19 protein-coding genes are annotated in these 22,594 nt (G+C 63.2%); 7 read left to right on the top strand and 12 right to left on the bottom strand.

Going from position 1 to position 22,594, the window contains the following annotated elements; genetic code table 11:
* Nucleotides 1-19 precede the first annotated feature (19 nt).
* The 11 genes from M2400_RS23040 to M2400_RS22990 form a co-directional block, all read right to left on the bottom strand.
* Nucleotides 20-721 carry an NAD(P)H-dependent oxidoreductase gene (locus tag M2400_RS23040; protein WP_259197580.1) on the bottom strand — a complete coding sequence of 234 codons (702 nt, stop codon included), beginning with the start codon at nt 719-721 and terminating at the stop codon, nt 20-22.
* Between the two features lie 9 nt (nt 722-730).
* Nucleotides 731-2,350: an ABC transporter ATP-binding protein gene (locus M2400_RS23035; RefSeq protein WP_177047491.1), complete on the bottom strand. Its 1,620-nt coding sequence runs from the start codon at nt 2,348-2,350 to the stop codon at nt 731-733.
* A gap of 2 nt (nt 2,351-2,352) precedes the next feature.
* On the bottom strand, nt 2,353-3,180 hold the full coding sequence (locus tag M2400_RS23030; RefSeq protein WP_177047493.1) for an ABC transporter permease: 828 nt from the start codon (nt 3,178-3,180) through the stop codon (nt 2,353-2,355).
* A gap of 3 nt (nt 3,181-3,183) precedes the next feature.
* Nucleotides 3,184-4,143 (bottom strand): ABC transporter permease, encoded by a 960-nt coding sequence (locus M2400_RS23025; RefSeq protein WP_017475430.1) that lies wholly within the window; start codon nt 4,141-4,143, stop codon nt 3,184-3,186.
* A gap of 157 nt (nt 4,144-4,300) precedes the next feature.
* Nucleotides 4,301-5,887, bottom strand: coding sequence for an ABC transporter substrate-binding protein (locus tag M2400_RS23020; RefSeq protein ID WP_177047495.1), 1,587 nt, complete (start codon nt 5,885-5,887; stop codon nt 4,301-4,303).
* Between the two features lie 12 nt (nt 5,888-5,899).
* The gene (locus M2400_RS23015; protein ID WP_259197581.1) at nt 5,900-7,510 is read right to left on the bottom strand and encodes a 5-guanidino-2-oxopentanoate decarboxylase; all 1,611 of its coding nucleotides are present in this window, start codon (nt 7,508-7,510) and stop codon (nt 5,900-5,902) included.
* Between the two features lie 11 nt (nt 7,511-7,521).
* Complete coding sequence (locus tag M2400_RS23010) at nt 7,522-9,621, bottom strand: acetate--CoA ligase family protein (RefSeq protein ID WP_259197582.1); 2,100 nt, start codon at nt 9,619-9,621, stop codon at nt 7,522-7,524.
* Nucleotides 9,622-9,639: 18 nt separating this feature from the next.
* Nucleotides 9,640-10,800: an acyl-CoA dehydrogenase family protein gene (locus tag M2400_RS23005; protein ID WP_177047499.1), complete on the bottom strand. Its 1,161-nt coding sequence runs from the start codon at nt 10,798-10,800 to the stop codon at nt 9,640-9,642.
* Nucleotides 10,801-10,841: 41 nt separating this feature from the next.
* Nucleotides 10,842-11,645: an enoyl-CoA hydratase/isomerase family protein gene (locus tag M2400_RS23000; RefSeq protein ID WP_259197583.1), complete on the bottom strand. Its 804-nt coding sequence runs from the start codon at nt 11,643-11,645 to the stop codon at nt 10,842-10,844.
* Between the two features lie 154 nt (nt 11,646-11,799).
* On the bottom strand, nt 11,800-12,438 hold the full coding sequence (locus M2400_RS22995) for a TetR family transcriptional regulator C-terminal domain-containing protein (protein ID WP_259197584.1): 639 nt from the start codon (nt 12,436-12,438) through the stop codon (nt 11,800-11,802).
* Nucleotides 12,439-12,479: 41 nt separating this feature from the next.
* Nucleotides 12,480-13,238: a class II aldolase/adducin family protein gene (locus M2400_RS22990; RefSeq protein ID WP_259197585.1), complete on the bottom strand. Its 759-nt coding sequence runs from the start codon at nt 13,236-13,238 to the stop codon at nt 12,480-12,482.
* Nucleotides 13,239-13,369: 131 nt separating this feature from the next.
* Between M2400_RS22990 and M2400_RS22985 the strand changes: the two genes are divergently transcribed.
* The 7 genes from M2400_RS22985 (at nt 13,370) to M2400_RS22955 (ending at nt 21,499) form a co-directional block, all read left to right on the top strand.
* Nucleotides 13,370-15,325, top strand: a complete 1,956-nt coding sequence (locus M2400_RS22985) for an FAD-dependent oxidoreductase (RefSeq protein ID WP_259197586.1) — start codon at nt 13,370-13,372, stop codon at nt 15,323-15,325.
* Entirely contained in the window at nt 15,301-15,891 is a 591-nt protein-coding gene (locus tag M2400_RS22980; protein ID WP_177047515.1) for a helix-turn-helix domain-containing protein, read from the top strand. The genes M2400_RS22985 and M2400_RS22980 overlap by 25 nt, the downstream gene beginning before the upstream one ends.
* 122 nt (nt 15,892-16,013) lie before the next feature.
* Nucleotides 16,014-16,202, top strand: a complete 189-nt coding sequence (locus tag M2400_RS22975; RefSeq protein WP_177047505.1) for a hypothetical protein — start codon at nt 16,014-16,016, stop codon at nt 16,200-16,202.
* 3 nt (nt 16,203-16,205) lie between these two features.
* Entirely contained in the window at nt 16,206-17,033 is an 828-nt protein-coding gene (locus M2400_RS22970) for a hypothetical protein (RefSeq protein WP_259197587.1), read from the top strand.
* Nucleotides 17,034-17,215: 182 nt separating this feature from the next.
* Entirely contained in the window at nt 17,216-18,604 is a 1,389-nt protein-coding gene (locus M2400_RS22965; RefSeq protein WP_259197588.1) for an amidase, read from the top strand.
* Nucleotides 18,605-18,698: 94 nt separating this feature from the next.
* The gene (locus M2400_RS22960; protein WP_256348185.1) at nt 18,699-20,051 is read left to right on the top strand and encodes a citrate-proton symporter; all 1,353 of its coding nucleotides are present in this window, start codon (nt 18,699-18,701) and stop codon (nt 20,049-20,051) included.
* A 101-nt stretch (nt 20,052-20,152) separates the two neighbouring features.
* On the top strand, nt 20,153-21,499 hold the full coding sequence (locus M2400_RS22955) for an OprD family porin (protein ID WP_259197589.1): 1,347 nt from the start codon (nt 20,153-20,155) through the stop codon (nt 21,497-21,499).
* Between the two features lie 3 nt (nt 21,500-21,502).
* Here M2400_RS22955 and M2400_RS22950 read toward each other — a convergent pair whose 3' ends face one another.
* Nucleotides 21,503-22,405: a LysR family transcriptional regulator gene (locus M2400_RS22950; RefSeq protein WP_017475444.1), complete on the bottom strand. Its 903-nt coding sequence runs from the start codon at nt 22,403-22,405 to the stop codon at nt 21,503-21,505.
* Nucleotides 22,406-22,594: the final 189 nt, after the last annotated feature.

The following is a 22,594-nucleotide window of genomic DNA, read 5'->3' as shown; positions in this document are numbered from 1 at the left end:
CAGTAGATCTTCACTGAGTTCAAGGCAGTGGATACAGCCCCTCATCAAACTGCGCCAACTTGGGAAACACCAACGGCTGGTCATCCGCCAGCCCTTCCAGCCGCCGCTGGTAACTTTGCAGAAACTCCTCCCGGGCCTCGGCGCTGATATACGGCACGTGCCACGCCACAAACGGCTCCAGCACCTCAAACCCGACATACGCCAGCGTGCCTCGCAGAATCGGCCGCAGCATATCTTCCAGCGGTCCATGAATTGCCCCCTCGCCGAACATATGCTCGCGCCCGCCGAGGGTGACCGTGACCAGCGCCTTCTTGCCCGCGAGCCCACCCTGATCATAAAACCGCTTGCCGCCATAGCACACGCCCGACACCAGCACCCGGTCAATCCAGCCCTTGAGCATGGCCGGCGCCGAGAACCAGAAGATCGGGAAGTTGAGGATCAGCAAATCGGCCCACAGCAGCGTGTCCAACTCCTGCTGGATATCCGCCGCGATGGATTGGCTTTTCACCCCCAGTCGCTGCTCCAGGGCATACACCAGGTACTCGGGATTCTCCCGCGCGGTGAAGTCCGAGGCGCTGGCCACCGGGTTCCAGTTCATCGCATAAAGATCACTGACCTGCACCTCATGCCCCTGCGCCTGCAGGGTGGAAATCGCCTGGTCGCGCAAGGCCGCGGTAAACGACTGCGGCTCGGGATGGGCGTGGACAATCAACACCTTCATAAAAACTCCTCAGGAAGTAAGCGCGGCCCGTTCGGCCAGCAAATGGTCGAGCCAGTCGGGGTCCATTTCCGGCTCCGATGAAAACAGCAGGCCGGTGTAGTCCTGATACGGCGGGGTGAAGATCGCGCTGCGGCTGCCCTGGTCCACCACCCTTCCGCGCTGCATCACCACCACTTCGTCGGCGATGGCGCGCACGGTCGCCACGTCATGGGTGATAAACAGATAGGCCACGCCCAACTGCTGCTGGATACGGTTGAGCAGCTTCAGCACGCCTTCGGCCACCAGTTGGTCCAGGGCCGAGGTCACTTCGTCGCAGATAATCAGTTGAGGGTCAGCCGCCAGGGCGCGGGCGATGCAAATCCGCTGCTTCTGGCCGCCGGACAGTTCACGGGGCTGACGCTCCATGAAGGTGGCCGGGTCCAGTTCGATCATCTCCAGCAACTCGGCGACCCGGGCGCGCATGGCTTTGCCCTTGAGGCCGAGGTAGAAGGTCAGCGGCCGACCGATGATGTCGACGATGCGCTGGCGCGGATTCAGGGCCGTGTCGGGGATCTGGTAGATCATCTGGATCCGCCGCAATTGCTCCTTGCTGCGCCGCCGGAAGTCCGCCGGCAACGCTTCACCGTCATACAACACCTGCCCCGCCGTGGCCGGCAGCAATCCGGTGATCAGCCGCGCCGTGGAGCTTTTGCCGCTGCCGGATTCCCCGATCACCGCCAGCGTCTGGCCGCGATACAGGCTCATCGACACGTCGTGCAGCACCGGCTGATGCCCATAGCTGGCACACACCTGGCGCACTTCCAGCAGCGGCACTTGCTGCTGCGGACAGGCCTTGGGCTCAGTGCGAAAGCTGCGCACCGCCCACAGGGATTTGGTGTAGTCCTGCTGCGGTGCGCTGAGCATGGTGCGGGTCTCGGCCTCCTCCACCAGCTTGCCGTGACGCAGCACCATGATGCGGTCGGCCATTTGCGCGACCACCGCCAGGTCATGGCTGATATACAGCGCGGCGCTGCCGAAGGTTTTTATCGCATCACGAATCGCCGCCAGCACTTCGATCTGGGTAGTGACGTCGAGGGCGGTGGTGGGTTCATCGAAAATGATCAGGTCGGGGTGACAGGCCATCGCCATGGCGGTCATCACCCGTTGCAGTTGCCCGCCGGACACCTGGTGCGGATAACGTTGGCCGATGGTTTCCGGATTCGGCAGGCGCAGCACACGGTACAACTCCACCGCCTCGCGTTCGGCCTGGGCGCGGCTGATGCCACCGTTGATCACGGCAGTTTCCACATGCTGGTCAATCAGCCGGTGGGCCGGGTTGAACGACGCGGCAGCGCTTTGCGCAACATAGGCAATGCGCAGGCCGCGTAGCTTGCGCAAGGCTTCGGGCTTGGCCTGCAACAGCTGGATGCCGTCAAAGCACACCGAGCCCCCGGTGATGCGGCAACCATCGCGGGCAAAGCCCATGGCTGCCAGGCCAAGCGTTGACTTACCGGCACCAGACTCACCAATCAGCCCCAACACCTCGCCCCGTTGCAAGGTCAGGTCGATGCCCTTAATCAGCGGATGCCAGGCGTCTTCGTAATGCCCTTCAATCTGCAGGTTGCGGATTTCCAGCAGTGGCTTGTCCATCCTCAACACTCCTTCAGGCCGCTGGATTTGTGCAGCATCCAGTCGACGACAAAATTCACGCTGACGGTGATCAACGCCACCGCCAGGGCCGGCAGCAACGGGCTGATGTCGCCGAAGGTAATCAGCACTGCGTTGTCACGGACCATGCTGCCCCAATCGGCGGTGGGCGGTTGAATGCCCAGGCCAAGGAACGACAGCGCGCTGATAAACAGGAACACGAAACAGAACCGCAGGCCGAACTCGGCAATCAACGGCGCCGCGGCGTTGGGCAACACTTCGCGGGTGACCAGCCACCACAGCCCTTCCCCGCGCAGCCGCGCGGCTTCGACGAAATCCTGCACCACCACAGTCATCGCCACGGCCCGTGACAGGCGAAACACCCGGGTCGAATCCAGCAGGGCAATCACCAGCACCAGCGAAGTGGCATTGGTACCCACCACGCTGAGAATCAACAAGGCGAAGATCAGTTGCGGGATCGCCATCAGGATGTCCACCACCCGCGACAATCCCTGGTCGACCCAGCCACCCTTGATCGCCGCAACCAGGCCGCTCAAGCCCCCCAGCAAAAACGCCAGCACCGTGGTCAGGAACGCGATGCCCAGGGTGTTGCGCGCGCCATACACCAGGCGGCTGAACATATCCCGCCCGAGGTTATCGGTGCCCAGCAAAAACTGGCCGCTCCAGGGCGCAAACCCGTCGCCCACCACCTGGGTTTCCCCATAAGGCGCGAGCACCGGTGCAAACAGCGCCACCAGCACGTACAGCACAATGATCAGCAGGCCGAACTTCGCGCTCAATGGCGCCCGGGCCAGTTGTGTGAGAAGGCTCATGGTCTACCCCTTGGGATGCATCAGGCGTGGGTTGGTGGCGATGGACAGCACATCGGCGCCGGTGTTGAGCAGGATGTAGGTGGCGGCGAAGATCAGGCTGCAGGCCTGCACCACCGGGATATCGCGCTTGGACACCGAGTCCACCAGCAACTGCCCGAGCCCCGGGTAGACAAACACCACCTCGACCACCACCACGCCCACCACCAGGTACGCCAGGTTCAGCGCGATCACGTTGACGATCGGCGCCAGGGCATTGGGCAGCGCGTGCCGCCAGATAATCCGCGACTGGCTGATACCCTTGAGCCGGGCCATTTCGATGTAGGGGCTGGCCAACAGGTTGATCAGCGAGGCGCGGGTCATGCGCATCATTTGCGCGATCACCACCAGGCTCAGGGTGGCGACCGGCAGGACCGAGCGTTCGAGGATGGTGCCGAATGAGGCGTCCGGTGCCAGGTTGGACAGGCTGGGAAACCAGCCCAGCTTCACCGAAAACACCAGGATCAGCAGGTAGGCAACAAAGAACTCCGGGAACGACACCGCACTCAAGGCCGAGGTATTGAGCAGGCGGTCGAACCAACTGTTGCGGTACAACGCGGCGAGCATCCCCAGCACCAGCGCCAGGGGCACCGAGACCAGCGCGGCCAGTGCCGCCAGGCGCAAGGTGTTGCCCAGGCGTGCGCCGATCAGTTCGGCGATGGGCCGCTGGTTGGCCAGGGAGGCGCCGAGGTCGCCGTGCAGCAGGCGCAGCAACCATTGCACGAAGCGACTCAGGGGCGGCAGGTCGAGGCCCAGTTGGGCGCGAAACGCTGCGATGGTTTCCGGCGTGGCGGACTGACCGAGCATGGCCTGGGCGATATCGCCGGGGAGCATGCCCACGGCCAGGAAGATGATCACCGAGACGGCGAACAAGGACAGCAGGCCGAGGGCCAGGCGTTGGAGCACCAGTTTGAACAGGCTATTCATCGTGCAGTTCCTTGAGTCGGGCACGCTTGTGTAGGCGCTGGCTTGCCGGCGATGGCATCGCCTGGATATTCCTGAAACACCGAGGTGCCCGCATCGCTGGCAAGCCAGCTCCTACAGTTGAGCTTCATTGCCTGAGCCATAGCGCCCGGCACAAGAATCACGCCTGCCACCACCGCTCGATCAGCCGCAACCCATCCAGTTCCCCATACGGCGCCGTCAGCGGTCCATGGCTGACGCGGTTCGAGCGTGCCGCCACGGAGCTTGCGAACAGCGGCACAATCGCCCCGCCATCGTCCCGGCACAGGCTCTGCATTTCGTTGTACATCTCCTGGCGCAGCGGCGCGTTCATCTCGCCCCGCGCGGCGTTGAGCAACTGGTTGAAGCGGGCGTTATCCCAATGGGTTTCGTTCCACGCCGCGCCCTTGGCGTAGCCGATGCTGAACATGCGGTCGGCGGTCAGGCTGCTGTACCAGAACGAGGTGGTAAACGGCTGTTTCATCCAGACATTGGAGAAGAACCCGTCCGCCGGCTCGCGCACCACGTCGATATCAATCCCGGCCTGGCGCGCCTGCTCCTTGAACAGCACCGAGGCGTCCACCGCGCCGGTGTAGGCGGCGTCGGAGGCTTGCAGGCGTACCTTGAGCGAATCCACACCGGCCTTGCGCAGGTAGAAGCGCGACTTGTCCGGATCGTAGGTGCGCTGCTCCAGCGCGGCATTGATAAAACGGCTGCCGGGCTGGATCGGGTGGTCATTGCCCACCAGGCCATAGCCATGCAGCACCGAGGCCAGCAGGGTTTCACGGTTGACCGCATGCTTCATTGCCATGCGAATGTCGTTGTTCTTGAACTCGTTGCTGTCGCACAGCATCGGGAAGGTGTAGTGCTGGGCGCCCTTGGTTTCTTCGATGACCAGCGTGGGGTTGCGCTTGAGCAGGGCCACGGTTTTCAGGTCGACCTTGTTGATCACATCCACTTGCCCGGTGACCAGCGCGTTGACCCGCGCCGCGCCGTCGGCAATCGCGATCAGCTCGGCACTGGCGAAATGTGCCCTTCCCTGTTTCCAGTAATCGGGGTTGCGTTCCAGGTCCATGCGCACGCCGGGCTCGAAGCTTTTCAGGCGATAACCGCTGGTGCCGATCCCGGCCTGCCAGTCGGCGGCGCCGTCCTTGGCGGGCATGATCACCAGGTGGTAATCGGCGACCACATAGGCGAAATCGGCATTGCCCGAGTGCAACTCGAACACCACCGCATCGCTGCCCTTGGCGCTGACACTGGCCACATCGCCGATCACCGTCTTGGCCGCCGAGGTGGAGTTGGCGGCCAGGTGGTGGTTGATCGAGGCCACCACGTCTTCGGCGGTCAGGCTCTTGCCGTTATGGAAGGTCACGCCCTGGCGCAACTTGAAGGTCCAGATACGCGCGTCGGGGGTTGACTCAAAACTTTCGGCCAGTTCGGGGATGGCGCTGCCGTCCACTGCGATTTCAGTGAGGGTGTTGTACACCGCCGAAAAGCCGACGAAGGTGAAAGTGTCGACCCACGAACCCGGGTCGCGAGAGTCAGTGGTGCTGCCCCCGGCCAGGCCCATGCGCAGCACGCCACCCGGCTTGGGCACGGCCTCTTCGGCGAAGGCCTGCAACGGCAGGCCCATGGAAAACGCGGCGGCCACCGCACCGGCGACGGCGCTGTGTTTGAGGAAGTCCCGTCGGTGCATCGCTTGAGTCATTTTGTTGTTGTTTTCGCTCATGGTGTCGCTCCTCTAAAGGTTCACACAGGCATGCTTCAACTCGATCAAGGTCACGCCGTTGCGCTTGAAACCGTTACGCAAATCCGTCTGCAGCTCATCCAGGTTCTGTGGCTCGCTGACCGTGCAACCGAAGGCCCGCGCCAGGGCGGCAAAGTCCGGGTTGCGCGGCAGCACGCCGATGGGTTCGATGCCCAGGTTCAGCATGTCGTCGCGAATCTGCCCCAGGGCGTCGTTGTTCCACAGCAACACCACCAGCGCGCTGTCCAGTTCTTCCACCGCCGTGGCCAGTTCCTGGGCGGTGTAGAGAAACCCGCCGTCGCCCACCAGCACCAGGCCCGGGCGTTCAGGCGCGCCGAACTTGGCGCCGATACCCGCCGGCAGGCCATAGCCCAAGGTGCCGTAGCCGGTGGGATGCAACCAACTGCGGGTGGCGTTGCTGGCGAAGGCATAGTTGCCGGTGTAGGCCAGTTGGGTCATGTCGCTGCTGATGAAAGCATTGGCCGGCAGCTCGGCGGCCACGCGGTCGAGAATCGCCTGGTGAATGCGCTGCAACGGACCATGCCCGGTGCTGACTGCCTGGCGTAAGGCTGCGACTGCTTCGGCCGCTGCATCAGCATTGCGCGGCGTGGCCGGCAGGCGCTCCAGCAAGGCCAGTGCGGTTTGTTGGGCGTCACCGTGCAAGGCCACGGCGCAGGGATAAAAGTCGTTGAACTTGCGCGGGTCAATATCCACTCGCAGCAGCTCGCCATTAATCGGCAGGCGTTCTCGCCAGAAGTCGGTATCGGCCATTTCGGTACCGATGGCCAACACCACATCCGCCTCGGCGATCAACCGCCAGCCGGGTTCGACACACAAGGTCGAACCGGCATTCAACGGGTGCTCCACCGGCAGCAACCCCTTGCCGGCCACACTGCTGAAAAACGGCGCCGCCAATTGCGTGCTCAAGCGTTGCAAGGCATCCGCCGCCAATAATGCGCCGCCACCGGCGATGATCATCGGGCGCTTGGCCGCAGCCAGTTTCGCCACCGCCTGATCGAGGCGTTCAGCCGATGGCAAACCACGTCCGGGACGGCGCACCACTTCATTGCTCCAGTCCCGCGTGATCGGTGCCGACAGCACATCCAGCGGCACCGAAATATGCACCGGCCGTGGCCGCTCACTGTCGAATACCGCGTAGGCCCGCGCGATCAATTCCGGCAGGTCCTCGGCACTCAACGCCACCGCCGAGAACGCGGTGATGGGCGCAGTCATCGCCCGCTGGTCCTGGGTTTCATGCAGGCAGCCCCAACCCTTGCCGAGGCTGGCGGTATGGTTGACGCTGGAAATCACCAGTAGCGGAATCGAATCGGCATAGGCCTGGCCGATGGCGGTCGCGGCATTGGTCACGCCAGGCCCGGTGATGATGAAGCACACCCCCGGTTTGCCGCTGACCCGCGCATAACCGTCAGCCATGAAGCCGGCGCCCTGTTCGTGGCGCGTCAGGACGTGACGAATGCCGCTGCCGGGCAAGCCGCGATACAGCTCCAGGGTATGCACGCCGGGAATCCCGAACACGGTGTCGACGCCATAGTTGGCCAGCAATCGCACCAGGGCCTGGCCGCCCGTCAAGGTTTTGCTTTGCATCGTCATCTCCTTCACGCGTGGGCGAGACGGATCAATGCATCGACCGCCGTGGCGCCCCGGGCATTGACCAGCAATGGGTTCACATCCAGTTCCAGCAACTGCCCGGCATTGGCGCAGGCGTAGTCGGCCACGGCACGAATCGCCGCCACCAGCGCTTCCATGTCGGCCACTTCACGCCCACGAAAGCCTTGCAGCAATGCCGCGCTGCGCAGGCTGAGCAAGGCATTGCGGATCGCGTCGTCGGTGGTCGGCAGCAACAGGCTGCGGCTGTCCTTGAGCAATTCCACGAGGATTCCACCAGCGCCGATCACCAGCGCCAGGCCGAAGTCGTTTTCGCGCTTGATGCCCACAATCAACTCGGCCAGGGGTGGTGTGGCCATGGATTCCAGCAACAGGTGATCGAACGGCACATCCGGCGCATAGGCGGCGATTTGCTCGCGCATATGCGCCAGGGCGGCAGTCAAGGCGAAGCCGTCTCGTAGGTTGAGCGCGACAGCGCCGGCTTCGGTTTTATGCGGTAGATCGGCGCTGACGGCTTTGAGGACCAACGGGTAGCCCAGCAGTTTTGCATCGGCAATGGCTCGCTCGGGCGTGCTCAACACACCTGCCGGCGTGGTCAGCCCGAAAGCCCGTAGCGCCTGCTTGGAATCCCATTCATTCAGCGGCTGCCCGAGGTCTGCAAGCGCTGGTGGACACAGCGGAACCAGTATCGATTCACCCCGCGCCAGGAGCGCCCGGCGATTGTCCTGGTAATCGGCAATCCGGCCCCAGGCCGCCAGCGCATCTTCCACGCCCTGCAACGCTGCAACACCCTGGGCATGCAGGCGCTCGCGGGCGTGGGCCGGCAGCAATTCCGGGAATGCCGAGGTGACAAAACCGGTCTTGCCGTGGCGCGCCAGCGCGCTGCAAAACAGCTCCAGCAGCAAGTCGCATTCCTTGCGCTCGCCGGTAAATTCCGCCGGGTAGTCGAGCACCAGCATCGCCGCATCCGCTTCGGTGCGCAGCGCCGTGTCGAGCATGCTGTTGAGGGCTTCGCGGTTGCCCCAGATGGCCGTGGTGAAATCCAGCGGGTTGACCAGGTTGGCGTAGCTGGGCAGTACCTGCGCCAGTTCCGAACGCTGGCCTTCATCGAGTTTCGGCAGGCTTAAATGGTTGCGCTCGGCATAGTCGGCAATCAACCCGGCATCGCCACCGGAACAGGCCAGGGCAATCAGGCTGTTGCCTGCCGGCAAGTTACCGCAGGCCGCGGCTTTCAGGGTTTCGACAAAACTCACCGGCCCGCTCACCCGAATAACGCCGAGGCGTGCAAACAGGCTGTCGTACAGCGCATCGGAACCCGACAACGAACTGGTATGACTCAAGGCCAACTCGGCGCCGATCTGCGACACGCCGGTTTTCAGCGCGATGATCGGAATGCCTTTTTCCAGCGCCTTGTGGGCCGCCCGGGCGAACCCCGGCACATTCTTCAAGCCTTCCAGGTGCAAGCCGATGGCCGTTACGCGCGGCTCATCCAGCAGCACGTCCATCAATTCGGCCACGCCCAATTGCGCCTGGTTGCCCACCGACGCCATATAGGCCACCGGCAGCGAGCGGTCGCTCATGGACAGGTTGTAGGCGAAGTTGCCGCTCTGGGTCAGCACCGCAACGCCCTTCTCCACCGGCTTGCCGCCATGGGCTACCGGCCACAACGCGCAGCTGTGCAAATAGTCCAGCAGCCCGTAGCAATTGGGGCCGAGCAACGCCATCTCGCCTGCCGCCTTGAGCAGTTGTTGTTGCAAGGCCTGGCCCTCGGCGCCGGTTTCGGCAAACCCGGAGGCGTAGCAGATGGCGCCGCCGGTGCCGATGGCCGCCAGTTCGGCGACGCAGGTCAGGGTCAGCTCGCGGTTGGTGGCGATAAATACCGCGTCCGGGCCGCACGGCAAGTCGGCCACGCGGCGCACGCAGGGAATGCCGTCGAGGCTGTCATGCTGTGGGTTGACCAGCCACATCTGGCCGGCAAAACCACCCTCGGCACAGCGCTTGAGGGCACGAGCCATGCTGCGCCCGCCAACAAACGCCAGGTGCCGGGGCGCCAGCAGGCGCTTGAGATTGTCGCGAATAGCCTGGGACATAAGCGTTCTCCCGCCCGATCAGCGCAACAGCGGCCGCAACAGTTCGCGGGCAATAATGTGGCGCTGGATTTCCGAAGTGCCTTCCCAGATCCGCTCGATCCGCGCGTTGCGCCAGATGCGCTCCACCGGCCCTTCGTCCATCAAGCCCATGCCGCCGTAAATCTGCACCGCCTCGTCGGCGACCTTGCCCAGCACTTCACTGGCAAACAGCTTGGCCATGCCGGCCTCGCCATCGGTCATGGTGCCCTGGTCCATCTTCCAGGCGGTGTTCAGGGTCAGCAGCTCGGCCGCGCGGATTTGCGTGGCCATGTCGGCGAGCTTGAACGAGATGCCTTGATAGGTGCCGATGGGCTGGCCGAACTGTTTGCGGTCCGCCGCCCATTGCAGGGACACGTCCAGCGCACGCTGGGCCTGGCCGACGCAGTTGGCGGCGACCATCACGCGGCCTGCGGTCAGCCAGGCGTTGGCGACATCCCAGCCCTTGCCGACTTCACCGAGGACCTTGGAGGCCGGTACGCGGCAGTCGTCGAAGAACATTTCATAGGTGTGGTAGCCGCGGTTGCTGACGCACTTGGGGCCCCGGCGAATGGTCATGCCCGGCGTGCCACGGTCCACCAGGAACGAGGTCACGGCGTTGCGCTGGCGGCCGTTGTGTTCGTAGGTGTCGGTGACGGCAAACACGATGGCGAAATCCGCGTGGCCGGCGTGGCTGATGAAGTGCTTGCTGCCGTTGAGTACAAAGTCATCACCACTGCGCACGGCGCGGGTCTTGATGGCATTGGCGTCGGAACCGGCGCCCGGTTCGGTCAGGGCGAAACAGTCGATTTTCTTGCCCTGCACACACGGCAACAGGTACTCGCCAATCTGTTCGCCGGTGCAGGCCATGAGGATTTTCGACGGCCGGGCGACAAACACATGCAGCGCCCAGGACACCTTCGACAACTCCCGCTCGATCAACGCCTGGGACAGGTAATCCAGGCCCCCACCGCCAACCTCTTCCGGCATGTTGAAGGCATAGAAGCCGGCGGCGATGGCCTTGTCACGGATCTGCGCGGCGAGTTCCGGCGAGACCTCATCGGCGCGGTCCACCGCCTCCTCGTGGGGCAACAACTCCTTGGCAACAAAACTGCGTACCGCGTCCACCAACATGTCTTGTTCTTGGCTGGGCTGGAAATTCATGGCGCTACCTGTCGATCGTTCGAGGGTGTTTTGAGGAGGGGCTATTTGCCGGAGAATTTGCCGGAGAAATTCGCAGGGCGCTTTTCCATCGAGGCGCGCAAGGCTTCGGCACCGTCGGCGCTGCGGCCACACAGCAAACCGGCGGCGAGTTCCGCCTGAAGCTGCTCGGGCAGGCTGCGCCCGGCGCCTTCGCGCATCAGGATTTTGGTCTGGGCAAAGGCGAAGGTCGGGCCGTTGGCCAAGCGAGTCGCCAGGTCGGTGACGTGGGCGTGCAGTTGTTCATCGGCGACCACTTCGCCCACCAGGCCGGCGGCCAGGGCGCGGTCGGCGCTCCACAGCTCATCGAGGAACAGCAGGCGCTTGGCCTGTTCGCTGCCGATCAGGCGCGGCAGATGCCAGCTGGCACCGGCGTCCGGCGAGTAAGCCATGCTGGTGTAGCCGGCCTTGAAGCGAGCCGATTGCGCGGCCACACGCAGGTCGCAGCACAGGGTCAGGTCCATGCCGGCACCGACTGCCGTGCCGTTGATGGCGGCGAGGGTGGGTTTGTCGAGGGTGTGCAAGCGGGTCATCAGGGCATGGGCGGTTTCGGTCCAGCCGTAGGTTTCGAGGGCGCCACGGGCTTCGGCGTCGGCCCATTCAGCCAGGTCGGCACCGGCACAGAAGCTGCGACCGCTGCCGGTCAATACCACCACGCGTACGGCCGGGTCGCTGTTGAAACCGTCCAGCAAGGCATGCAGGTGCTTGAGGGTCGGGATGTCCAGGGCATTGCGCTGGGCGCCGCGATTGAGGGTGATCCAGGCAACGCCTGCTTGCACTTGAGTGAGCACGGACGGATCTGTAGTCATGGAATCCTCGAATTATTTTAATTGGCTTGAGGGGTGCGACATGGGGCGATACTAAACGAGTGTTCAGTAAGGAGGCAATCGGGTAGCTGCAAATATTTTTCGAGGGAGGAATGCCGGCCTGGACATTGCGTCCAGGCGGCGAGAAATCGTCAGTTCAGGGTGTGATCTGGAAGCGCTGGCCGCCGCCAGACTGCAAGCCATCGACCCAGGCCTCGCAGATCTGGACGCCCTGCTCCGGGGTGAAGGTGCCGGGATTAAGCCCCGATTCCAGCCACAAACCGTCGAGCAAGGCGCTCAAGGCAATCGCGGCCAGGTCGGCGTCGAAACGCTTCCAGCCTTCTTCTGCAGCCATGTCCACCAGGGCCGACCGCATGATGGTGCGGTACTCGCCATAGGAATGTTCGTGGGCCTGATTGATCGCCGGGGCCGTCTTGACCGCGCCCCAGAACACCAGCCAGGCATCCAGCAGTTGCGGGTCCAGCAACTCGGGGGAAAACGAGCCGCGAAAGAACGCCGACAGCCGTTCCCGTGGGCTGGGCGGCGCCTTGGCCATGGCATCACGCAGCAGGTCCATCACCTGCCGGGTAATCGAACGATAAGCCTCGGCCACCAGTTCATCCTTGCCCGAATAGTGGTGACTGATCAGCCCCACCGACACCCCGGCCTCGGCGCTGATCTTGCGGATCGACGCGCCCTGGAAGCCGTCTCGCTTGAGGCAGGCCAATGTCGCCTGGACCAGATTGGCCTTGCGCAACTCCGGTTCCATGCGGGAGAAACGGGATTCCTGAGTCATGAGGCGGTGTCCTTGGGTTGAGTCGGCTGGACGACTCTACCTCACTCCCGGAACCCCGGCGACACCCGATCCAGCAAGCGCAGCAATGCCGCCCACGCCAACTGCATCGCGTCCAGGTCGGCCAGTTCGCCCTCTTCCAGCGGTCGGCCCGGTTCGTTGAACTGGCGCTCGGTGTATTCGCACACATCCGCAGGCGGCAGGATCAGCTTGCCGCAGGCCTGGGCGGCGATCTGGATATCGCAGGCCTTTTCCAGGTAGTACATGCGCAGGAACGCCTGGCTGACCGTCTCCCCCACCGTCAACAGGCCATGGTTGCGCAGCATCAACACCGGCTTGTCGCCCAGGTCGCGAACCAGTCGCTGCTGCTCGTCCATGTCCAGCGCCACGCCTTCGTAGTCGTGGTAGGCGACCTTGCCGTAGAACTCCATCGAGATCTGGTTCACCGGCAACAGCCCGCATTCCAGTGCCGCCACCGCACAGCCGGCGCGGGTGTGGGTGTGCAGCACGCACTGGGCGTCTTCGCGAGCCCCGTGAATCGCGCTGTGGATCACAAACCCCGCCGGGTTGACGCCATGGGCCGAAGCCTCAACGGCGCGCCCGTCCAGGCCGATTTTCACCAGGCTGGACGCGGTGATCTCCTCGAACATCAGCCCATAAGGGTTGATCAAAAAGTGATGCTCGGGCCCCGGGATGCGCACCGAGATATGGGTGAAAATCAAATCGCTCATACGAAAATGCGCGATCAGCCGGTAGCAGGCGGCAAGCTCTTCGCGCAGGTGTTGTTCGGTGGCCGCAGTCATTTTTATTCTCCAGGCGGGTGGGTGATGTGGCTGACGCTAATCCAGTCGCCAGTAAAAAAACAAGTTGATTTTTTACTGGAGCTGACCTCCTATAGAAAAATAATAACAACAGCGCCTGGAGTATCCGCACCATGTCGCCCCATGCCTTCCCGCATCTTTTTGAACCGTTGACGCTGCGCGGCAAACGCCTGAAAAACCGCATCATGTCCAGCGGGCACGACACCTCGATGCCCACCGACAACCGGGTCAACGAGCAGTTGATCGCCTACCACCGAGCCCGCGCCGAGGGCGGCGTGGGGCTGATTGTGTTGCAGGTGGCCGGGGTGCACGACAGCGCCCGCTACACCTCCCATGTGCTGATGGCCACCGATGACAGCTGCATCGACGGCTACCGCCGACTGGCCGACACCTGCCATGCCCACGGCACCGTGGTGCTGTCGCAGATCTTCCATCCGGGGCGGGAAATCATGGAGTCGGCCGACGGCCTGCTGGCGGTGGCCTACTCGGCGTCCGGGGTGCCCAACGAGCGGTTCCGGGTGATGCCGCGTGCGCTTGACCAGGCGATGATCGACGAGATTGTGGCGGGCTACGGTGCTGCGGCGAGGCGCCTGCATCAGGCGGGGATTGACGGCGTGGAAGTGGTCGCCAGCCATGGTTATCTGCCGGCGCAATTTCTCAATCCGCGGGTGAATCGCCGCACCGATGGCTACAACGGCGAGCTTGAACAACGCCTGCGCTTCCTGCGGGAAATCATCGCGGCTGTGCGGGCCGCAACCGACGAACAGTTCATCATCGGCCTGCGCATTTCTGCCGATGAACGCGACCCCGAAGGCTTGACCGAAGAGGACTCCCTGACCGCCGTGCAACAGCTGCAATCCGCGCTGGACTATGTGCACATCGTCGCCGGCACCTCGGCCTCCCTAGGCGGCGCAATCCATATCGTCCCGCCCATGGCCATCGCCCCGGCGTACCTGGCGGCAGAAGCCGCGACGTTCAAGGCCAGCCTGTCGATTCCACTGTTCGTCACCGGCCGCATCAACCAGCCCCAGGAGGCCGAACTGATGCTGCAACGGGGCCAGGCCGATGTGTGCGGCATGACCCGCGCGCTGATCTGCGACCCACGAATGCCGACCAAAACCTCAAGCGGCCATGCCGAGGATGTGCGGGCGTGCATCGCCTGCAATCAGGCGTGTATCGGCCACTTCCACAAGGGCTTGCCCATCTCCTGCATCCAGCACCCCGAGACCGGCCGCGAACTGCAATTCGGCCAGTTGCAACCGGCACTGCAACGCAAGCGGATCATGGTGGTCGGTGGCGGCCCGGCGGGGATGAAAGCGGCTGCGGTGGCGGCGCAACGCGGGCACGAGGTGACCCTGTATGAAGCCAGTGCCCAACTGGGCGGCCAGGTGCTGCTCGCGCAGTTGCTGCCACGGCGCAGCGAGTTCGGCGGCGCCAGTACCAACCTGCAGCGCGAGATGGAACTGGCCCGCGTGCGGGTGATGCGCAACACCCGCGTCGACCGTGGGTTGGTGGAGCGCGAACAACCTGATCGGGTGATTATCGCCACCGGTGCCGAACCCTATTGGCCCGCCTTCGAGCGCGGCGGCGAATTGCAGGTGGTGGATGCCTGGCAAGTGCTGCGCGATGAGGTTCCGCTGGGCCGTTCGGTGGTGGTGGTGGATTGGCGTTGCGACTGGATCGGGCCGGGCATCGCCGAGCGCCTGACCCGCGCCGGCCATCAGGTGCAACTGGCGGTGAACGGCACCCATTGCGGGGAAAACCTGCCGCTGTACGTGCGTGACCAACTGGCCGGTGAACTGCATCGGCTGGGCATCCCGATCATCCCCTACGCCCGGTTGTACGGCTGCGACGACACCACCGTCTACCTGCAACACACCGCCAGCGGCGAGCCGATGTTGCTGGAAAATATCGACACCCTGGTGTTGTGCCAGGGCCACCAGCCGGTGGACACTCTGGGCGCAGAACTGGAAGGCCTGGTGGCGTTCACGCGCATCGGCGATTGCCTGGCGCCGCGTACCGCCGAAGAGGCGATTTATGAAGGATTGAAGGTAGCGTGGGACATTTGAACGACCAACCACCCCAGCTGTTTCTCGGCACGCGCATCCGTGGCTTGCGCAAGGCCCGCGGCATGACCCTCACGGCGCTGGCTGAACTCAGTGAACTGACCGCCGGCTACATCAGCCAATTGGAAAGGAACCTCGCGTACCCGTCGATTCCGGCACTGTTCAATATCGCCCGCAGCCTGGGGGTGACGATACAGTGGTTTTTTGCCAGTGAAACCACCCCGGCAGCGGAGGATGAAGGTTTTGTGGTGCGCAAGAACAATCGGCAGAGCATTCATTACGAAGACGGCATCGTCGACCAGTTGCTGACGCCCCTGCCCAATCATCAATTGGAAATGCTGCATTCGCGCTTTCCTCCGGGCAGCTACAGCCAGCAGAGCTATAGCCATGAGGGTGAAGAAGCGGGTTATGTGCTGAGTGGGAAATTCGAGCTGTGGGTGGGTGAGCGGCATTTTCAGCTGGATGAAGGGGACAGTTTCAGCTTCCCCAGCAGTGAGCCCCATCGGTATGGCAACCCTGGGAAAGTGGATGCGGTAGTGATCTGGGTGATTACGCCGCCGACGTTTTAGACCGCTGGAGCAACTGAGGACGTTTCCTACGATACGTGGAGAATTCTGAATGGGGGCCATCAGTAGTCTGTAAAAACGACTCTTGCTATAAAACCGACTACTTCTTTTCTAGGGTGCCGGTCATGTTTGAGTCGTTTGCGTGGTTCAAGAAACCCACTGAGGAAGATCTGGAAAATATCAGGGCTATCAAGCGATACAAAACCATGAGGATAGTGGGTGACTGGGGCATTGCGGTTGATCCTGAAGAAATTGCCAATTCGCCCGAATTCAAGGAGCACAAGCGCAAGATACGTGAGCTGATATTCAAATAACCCATGGGACTACTACTGATACTGCCATTGCTGGTGAGTGGCTATCTGGTGTGCCTGAAACACCCGGGCCATTACTGCCGCCTTCACCGCTTTGAGGGCCAGTTACTCTATCTACAGGTCGCAAGATTAGGCTGGACCTGCCTCGTACTGTCATTCGTACTGACTACCCTGATTCTTTGCCTGTCGAAACAGCCGCTGCAACTGGCTGGTCAGGCAATCCCAATGGATTACAGTGCTTATCTGGGCAAGCTGCTGGTAGAGCTGGATATTGCCACCGAGAGAAATCATGGCCTCTGGGTATTTTTGCTCCAGGTAGGCCTGACAGCCATGATTATTCCCTACTGCTGGGCCCGATTATTTGTGCGTTGGCGTCTGCGGCGACTGCAACTTGCTTCAGAGGAGGAACTGAACCAGCAATTGATGCTTGAGCTTCTAACGGGCCGCCCCCTCAGAACACTGCTCAGGGAGTCTATTGCGCGCGGCTCTCAATGTATGTTCACGCTGAACGATCGAAACGTTTATGTGGGCGTCGTTTCGTCCATCTGCGAGCCAAATGAGTCCGAAGGTATAGATCACGCCTTCAGTCTGATTCCGACCTGTAGCGGGTATCGAGACAAGGACACCCTGGAAATCGTCCTCAATACTGAATACCCGGATGCGTCAGACGCCATTTCCATCATGCTGCTCCAGGAAGCGGTGGTATCAGCGACCTGCTTTGACCCTGCGACGTGGATGTCTTTCCAATCCCGCACAAGGGCAAAACCCCAGCCTATCCGGAGCTATCGTCGTACGTCGGCACACAAGAAAAAGACCCCAGGCGCCTGTGCCTGAGGCCCTCCTGCCGAGCAGTACAACTTCCAGCCATATCCCGTATCTACCCACCGGTCTCAGTGCACACAAAAACGCAACACTGAACTGCACCGATTGTGATGGCCGCGCCACACTCGGGTTTATATAGTCAGCCCCACTGCAACCCGCCATGAGCCACCCGGCCCATCCCAAGGAAGCGTTCGATGACTGACCTGCACACCCTTACGGCCGCCGAACTGCTGGCGCAATTCGCCAGCCGGCAACTCGCGCCCATCGACTATTACGACCAGCTCCTGGCCCATATCGACCGCTGGGAGCCGCGGATCAACGCGCTCTACGCCTTCGACCCGCAACAGGTACGCCAGCAGGCCCAGGCCTCCACCGAACGCTGGAACAAGGGCCAACCCAACGGCGCTCTCGACGGCATACCGGTGACCCTCAAGGAATTGATCGCCACCGAAGGCGTGCCCATTCCCCTCGGCAGCGCCGCCACCCGCCTGACCCCGGCCCTCAAGGACGCACCACCCGCCGCCCGTATGCGTGAAGCCGGCGCAATCATCCTGGCCAAGACCACCAATCCGGATTTCGGCATGCTGTCTTCCGGGCTGTCGAGCTTCCATGGCGTCACCCGCAACCCCTGGAACACCGCCAACAACACCGGCGGCTCCAGCTCCGGTGCTGCGGCAGCGGCCGCCGCCGGTTACGGCCCGCTGCACGTGGGCACCGACATCGGTGGCTCGGTGCGCCTGCCCGCTGCCTGGTGTGGCCTGGTGGGATTCAAGCCGACCCTGGGGCGCATCCCCATCGACCCGTATTACACCGGCCGCGCCGCCGGCCCCATGACCCGTACCGTCGACGACTGCGTGGTACTGATGCAACACCTGGCCCGCCCCGATGCCCGCGACGCCACCAGTCTGCCGCCGCTCACCACACCGTGGAGCAACCAGCCGCTGTCGGTGAAAGGCCTGCGCGTGGGCCTGATGCTCGAGCCCGGGGTGGGCATGCAGCCGGAAGGCTTCGTGTGTGAAGCCGTGGAGCAAGCCGCGCGGCTGTTCGAAGCCCATGGCGCCAAGGTCACGTTGATCCCGCCGATCATGGACCGTGCACAACTCGACGGCCTCGACCACTTCTGGCGCGCCCGCCAGTGGGGCGATTTGTCGGGCTTGAGCAGCGAACAGTTCGAAAAGGTCTTGCCGTACATTCGCGACTGGGCCGCGCCGGGCGCCGAAATCAGTGGTGTACAGGCCGTGAAGGGCTTCAACCAGACCTTCGAAATGCGCCGCCGCGCCGCCCAGGTATTCACCGAACTCGACCTGGTGCTCTCCCCCACCAACCAGGTCAACGCCTTCCCGGCCGAGTGGCCGTCACCGAGCAACGACCCGCAATTGCCGTTCGAGCACATCGTGTTCACGGTGCCCTGGAACATGGGTGAACAGCCGGCGCTGTCGATCAACTGCGGTTTCGCCGACGATGGCATGCCCATCGGCCTGCAGATGATCGCCCCGCGCTTTGCCGATCAATGGCTGCTGCAAATCGCTAAAACCTACGAGAGCTGGCGTGGCGCAATCCACCACTGGCCGAATCCTTCCTGACTTTGACGCTGTAAGAACTGCCCACCCACACGCCAGCTCCGGGCCACATCGGCCGGGAGCTCGGACGACCTATAACTAAAATCGAGGGGCTGGTATGCACACTGAGCAATTGACACGATCCGATCCTGATCACGCACCCGAAACACCGTCCCCGGACGCCGGCAAAAAGAGCATCTTCGCCGTGGTCCTGGGTAACGCCGTGGAGTTTTTCGACTTTGGTGTATACGCAACCTTTGCGGTGATGATCGGCCACACGTTTTTCCCGTCCGACAGCGCCTTCGTCAGCTTGATGCTGTCGGTCACCGCGTTCGGAATCGGCTTTATCGTCAGGCCCTTGGGCGCGGTGTTGATCGGCGCCTACGCCGACCGCGTCGGGCGTAAACCGGCGATGCTGCTGACCCTGGTGATGATGGCCGTGGGCACCGGCAGTATCGCGATACTGCCCGGCTACGAGACCATCGGCATCGCCGCGCCGATCCTGCTGGTGGTCACCCGCATGATCCAGGGCCTGGCGTGGGGCGGTGAAGCCGGCCCCGCCACCACCTACATCCTGGAAGCGGCGCCACCCCACAAACGCGGGACCTATGCCTGCTGGCAAGTGGTCGCCCAGGGCGTCGCGGCCATGGTGGCCGGGCTGGTGGGTTTCACCCTGACCAAGGTCATGTCCCCGGAAGACCTCAACAGCTGGGGCTGGCGCGTGCCGTTCGTGTTCGGCCTGCTGGTGCTGCCGATCGGCATCTACATCCGCCGCAACCTCGCCGAAACCTTTCACGGCCACGGCGAAAAGACCAGCACCGGCGACCTGGTGCGGGAAGTCTGCGGCAAACACCGGCGCGCACTGGTGCTGGGGCTGCTGATCCTTTCCGGCAGCACCATCACCCAATACTTCCTCAACTACATGACCACTTTCGCCCTTACCGAGCTGAAGCTGCCCACCAGCATCTCCATGCTCTCGACCCTGGTGGCCGGCGCGGCGATGGCCGTGTGCGCGGTGGCCGGCGGCATGCTCTGCGACCGTTTCGGGCGCCGGATGATCCTGATGACACCCCGGGTGGTGTTGCTGTTGATCCTGTTCCCGGCCCTGCAACTGATGACCGAGCATCCAAGCCCGGCGACTTTCCTGCTGACCCTCGCCGTACTCTCGGGCCTGCACGGCATGAGCGGCGCGGCGTTGATCGTCCTGCTGGTGGAAAGCTTCCCGAAATCCGTGCGCTCCACCGGCTTCTCCATCGTCTACGCCTTCGGTGTGGCGGCGTTTGGCGGCACTGCGCAAATCATCATCACCTGGCTGATCGGCACCACGGGCGACCCGATGTCGCCGGTCTGGTACCTGCTGATCGCTAACCTGGTGTGCCTCACCGCCGCCTGGTTCGCCAAGGAAACCCGCCCGCCGCTGCCCGGCAGCCCGGCCCGCGAAACCCGGCTCACAGAAGCCACGGTTCGCTGATACACGCTTCCCACTGTCCCGCGTCTTTTCGCCACCGACCGGCAGCGCCTGAGGGCCTGCCGGGACGGTCGCCTTACGTCTGATTTGTATGGGGATTTACCATGTATCCACGTCTTTTGCTGGCCGTCACTCTGGCGTCCAGCACCCAGGCTTTTGCCCAGGACAACGCTCAAGCCAGCGCACCGGGTTTCCTCGAAGGCAGCACCCTGGACCTGAACCTGCGTCATTACTATTCCAACCAGCACACCCAACGCACCACTCACTTGAGCATCAAGAAAGCCGGCGGCATCGAGCCCACACGTGTGCGGGAAACCTGGGTTCAGACCAGCATGCTCAAGTACAGCTCCGGCTATACCCAGGGCCTGATTGGCGTGGGTGTGGACGCGGGGATCTTCAGCGCGGTCAACCTGGAACGCGGCCACGGCAAGGTGGCCAATGGCGGCGACCGGGTGCTGGTGGACGGTGACGGCGACGCGATTCCTACCTGGAGCCGCCTGGGCGTGGGCGATGTGCGCTTTCGCCTGTCGAGCACGGAGGTCAAGGCCGGCCGGCTGATGACCGACAACCCGATCCTGCGCTACAAGGACAACCGCGCCCTGCCCTCCAGCTTCCAGGGCGTGGGCCTGTTCAGCAACGAATTCGACTGGCTGTCGGTGCAGGGCGGCAGCTTCGAACGGGCGATCCCGCGCACCGGCACCGGCGCCGAAAAACTCACCACCACCTTCGGCAACCGCGCCTACACCGGTGCACGCATCAGTTACCTGGGGGCCACGGTCAAGCCGGGTTACGGGCTGGAAGCCAGCGTCTACGCCTCACGCTTCGAAGACATGTGGGACCAGACCTACGTCGGCCTGACCCACCGTATCGGCGACAAAAGCGACGTGGCCCTGAAGACCGCCTTCAACTACTACCACACCAGCGATTCGGGCGATAAAAACCTCGGCTACATCGACAACAACGCCGCCAGCCTGGCCTTCACCGCCACGCACCTGGCCCACAGCCTGACCCTGGCCTGGCAGCAAGTGTTCGGCAACGAGTACTTCGACTACGTGTGGGAGTCCACCGGCAACTACATGGCCAACTCGCTGTACTCGGACTACAACGGCCCCAACGAAAAATCCTGGCAACTGCGCTACGACCTGGACTTCGCCGCCTACGGCGTGCCCGGCCTCACCGCCAGCCTGTGGCACGCCAAGGGCTGGGACATCGACGGCACCCACTACGACGGCGACCGCAACGGCCACAACACCGGCTACAACGTGCGCAGCCTGGATGGCGCCAAGCACAACGAAAACGGCTTGATGCTGGCGTACGTGATCCAGTCGGGAACCCTCAAGAACACCGTGCTGCGCACCATCGTCTACAACCACCGCGCCAGCGGCGGGCAGATCGACGGCAGCTACGACGAGTTCCGCCTGGTCGCCAACGTGCCGATCAATATCTTCTGAGGCTCAGTTCAACGAACAACGCTGCATCGCCCCCGCCAGCATCTCCTGGCACTTGAGCACCGCCACCGAGCGGGGGCGGTTGCGGTATACGCAGAGATCGATGCGGATGCGGCCGAGGTCTTCATCGGCGATCGGCACGGCGACCAGGCCGTCACCCAGGTCCCGCACGTCTGCCTCTACCTGGGGCAAAATCAGCACGGCTGCCCGTTGTCGGGCCAGGCTCTTCTGCACTTCCAGGGAGCTGGTGGTGAACACTGGCTCGAGGGTCACTCCGCGTTTTTTCGCGGCCACTTCCAGGGCCTGGCGCACGCCGTAGGCCGAGTCGGGAATCGCCAGGGGTTGGCCTTCCAGTTCGCTCAATTCGATGCTTTCGCGCTGGGCGAAGGGGTGTTCGGCGCTGACCAGTACCCGGTGCCATAACTGGCAGTGGGCGGTGACTTCGACGTCGGCGCGCTCTTGCAGGTAGAAGGCCAGGCCCAGGTCGGCTTCGCCGCTGCACAGGGCGTCGAGGGTGGCGGAGGCGCTGGCGATCACGATGTTGAAGGTGACTTTGGGGTGAGCGCGGTAGAAGGTGGCGAGTACCGGGGCGAGCACGGTGGAAACGATACTTTCTGACACATGGATGCTGATGTTACCGGCCACCTGGCTTTGGCGGCTGGCGATGACCTCGCGTACCTGGTCGAGGCCGCGCAGGGTTGAGGTGACTTGTTCGGCGAGGCATTCGCCTTCGGCGGTGAGGCGGATGCCTCGGGGGCCGCGCTCAATCAGGGCGGCGCCGAAGAAGTGTTCCAGGTGTTCGATCTGGCGGCTTACGGCGGTTGGGGTGACGTATAGACGCTCCGCCGCTTTACGCAACGAAGCGCAGCGGGCGACCTCGTGGAAATAGCGCAAGGCGCGTAGTTGCATGGCGGGGTGCTCCTTTTTTTGGGGCTGGGGTTGGGGGGGACGCAATTACTGCGCCATGCATGTGTACATATCCGTTTCTTCGGTAACGGCCGCCTATGGTTTCGCTCTTACAGCGAGTCACTTTGCAAAAGCGGCAAAGTAACCAAAACGCTCTGCCCCGCCTGTCGGCACCTCGCCTAGGCTCGGTGT

This window comes from Pseudomonas sp. BIGb0558 (genome assembly GCF_024807515.1).
Taxonomy (GTDB): Bacteria; Pseudomonadota; Gammaproteobacteria; order Pseudomonadales; family Pseudomonadaceae; genus Aquipseudomonas; species Aquipseudomonas yamanorum_A.
The sequence above is the reverse complement of the archived record's forward strand: the minus strand, read 5'-3'. Positions and strand labels throughout refer to the sequence as shown.

Excerpts from the sequence above, each read along its gene's own strand:
- M2400_RS23020 (WP_177047495.1), bottom strand. The coding sequence starts at position 5,887 with ATGAGCGAAAACAACAACAAAATGACTCAAGCGATGCACCGACGGGAC.
- M2400_RS23030 (WP_177047493.1), bottom strand. The coding sequence starts at position 3,180 with ATGAGCCTTCTCACACAACTGGCCCGGGCGCCATTGAGCGCGAAGTTC.
- M2400_RS22950 (WP_017475444.1), bottom strand. The coding sequence starts at position 22,405 with ATGCAACTACGCGCCTTGCGCTATTTCCACGAGGTCGCCCGCTGCGCT.
- M2400_RS22990 (WP_259197585.1), bottom strand. The coding sequence starts at position 13,238 with ATGACTGCGGCCACCGAACAACACCTGCGCGAAGAGCTTGCCGCCTGC.
- M2400_RS23035 (WP_177047491.1), bottom strand. The coding sequence starts at position 2,350 with ATGGACAAGCCACTGCTGGAAATCCGCAACCTGCAGATTGAAGGGCAT.
- M2400_RS23000 (WP_259197583.1), bottom strand. The coding sequence starts at position 11,645 with ATGACTACAGATCCGTCCGTGCTCACTCAAGTGCAAGCAGGCGTTGCC.
- M2400_RS23010 (WP_259197582.1), bottom strand. The coding sequence starts at position 9,621 with ATGTCCCAGGCTATTCGCGACAATCTCAAGCGCCTGCTGGCGCCCCGG.
- M2400_RS23005 (WP_177047499.1), bottom strand. The coding sequence starts at position 10,800 with ATGAATTTCCAGCCCAGCCAAGAACAAGACATGTTGGTGGACGCGGTA.
- M2400_RS22960 (WP_256348185.1), top strand. The coding sequence starts at position 18,699 with ATGCACACTGAGCAATTGACACGATCCGATCCTGATCACGCACCCGAA.
- M2400_RS23015 (WP_259197581.1), bottom strand. The coding sequence starts at position 7,510 with ATGCAAAGCAAAACCTTGACGGGCGGCCAGGCCCTGGTGCGATTGCTG.
- M2400_RS23040 (WP_259197580.1), bottom strand. The coding sequence starts at position 721 with ATGAAGGTGTTGATTGTCCACGCCCATCCCGAGCCGCAGTCGTTTACC.
- M2400_RS22995 (WP_259197584.1), bottom strand. The coding sequence starts at position 12,438 with ATGACTCAGGAATCCCGTTTCTCCCGCATGGAACCGGAGTTGCGCAAG.
- M2400_RS22965 (WP_259197588.1), top strand. The coding sequence starts at position 17,216 with ATGACTGACCTGCACACCCTTACGGCCGCCGAACTGCTGGCGCAATTC.
- M2400_RS22985 (WP_259197586.1), top strand. The coding sequence starts at position 13,370 with ATGTCGCCCCATGCCTTCCCGCATCTTTTTGAACCGTTGACGCTGCGC.
- M2400_RS22975 (WP_177047505.1), top strand. The coding sequence starts at position 16,014 with ATGTTTGAGTCGTTTGCGTGGTTCAAGAAACCCACTGAGGAAGATCTG.
- M2400_RS22970 (WP_259197587.1), top strand. The coding sequence starts at position 16,206 with ATGGGACTACTACTGATACTGCCATTGCTGGTGAGTGGCTATCTGGTG.
- M2400_RS23025 (WP_017475430.1), bottom strand. The coding sequence starts at position 4,143 with ATGAATAGCCTGTTCAAACTGGTGCTCCAACGCCTGGCCCTCGGCCTG.
- M2400_RS22955 (WP_259197589.1), top strand. The coding sequence starts at position 20,153 with ATGTATCCACGTCTTTTGCTGGCCGTCACTCTGGCGTCCAGCACCCAG.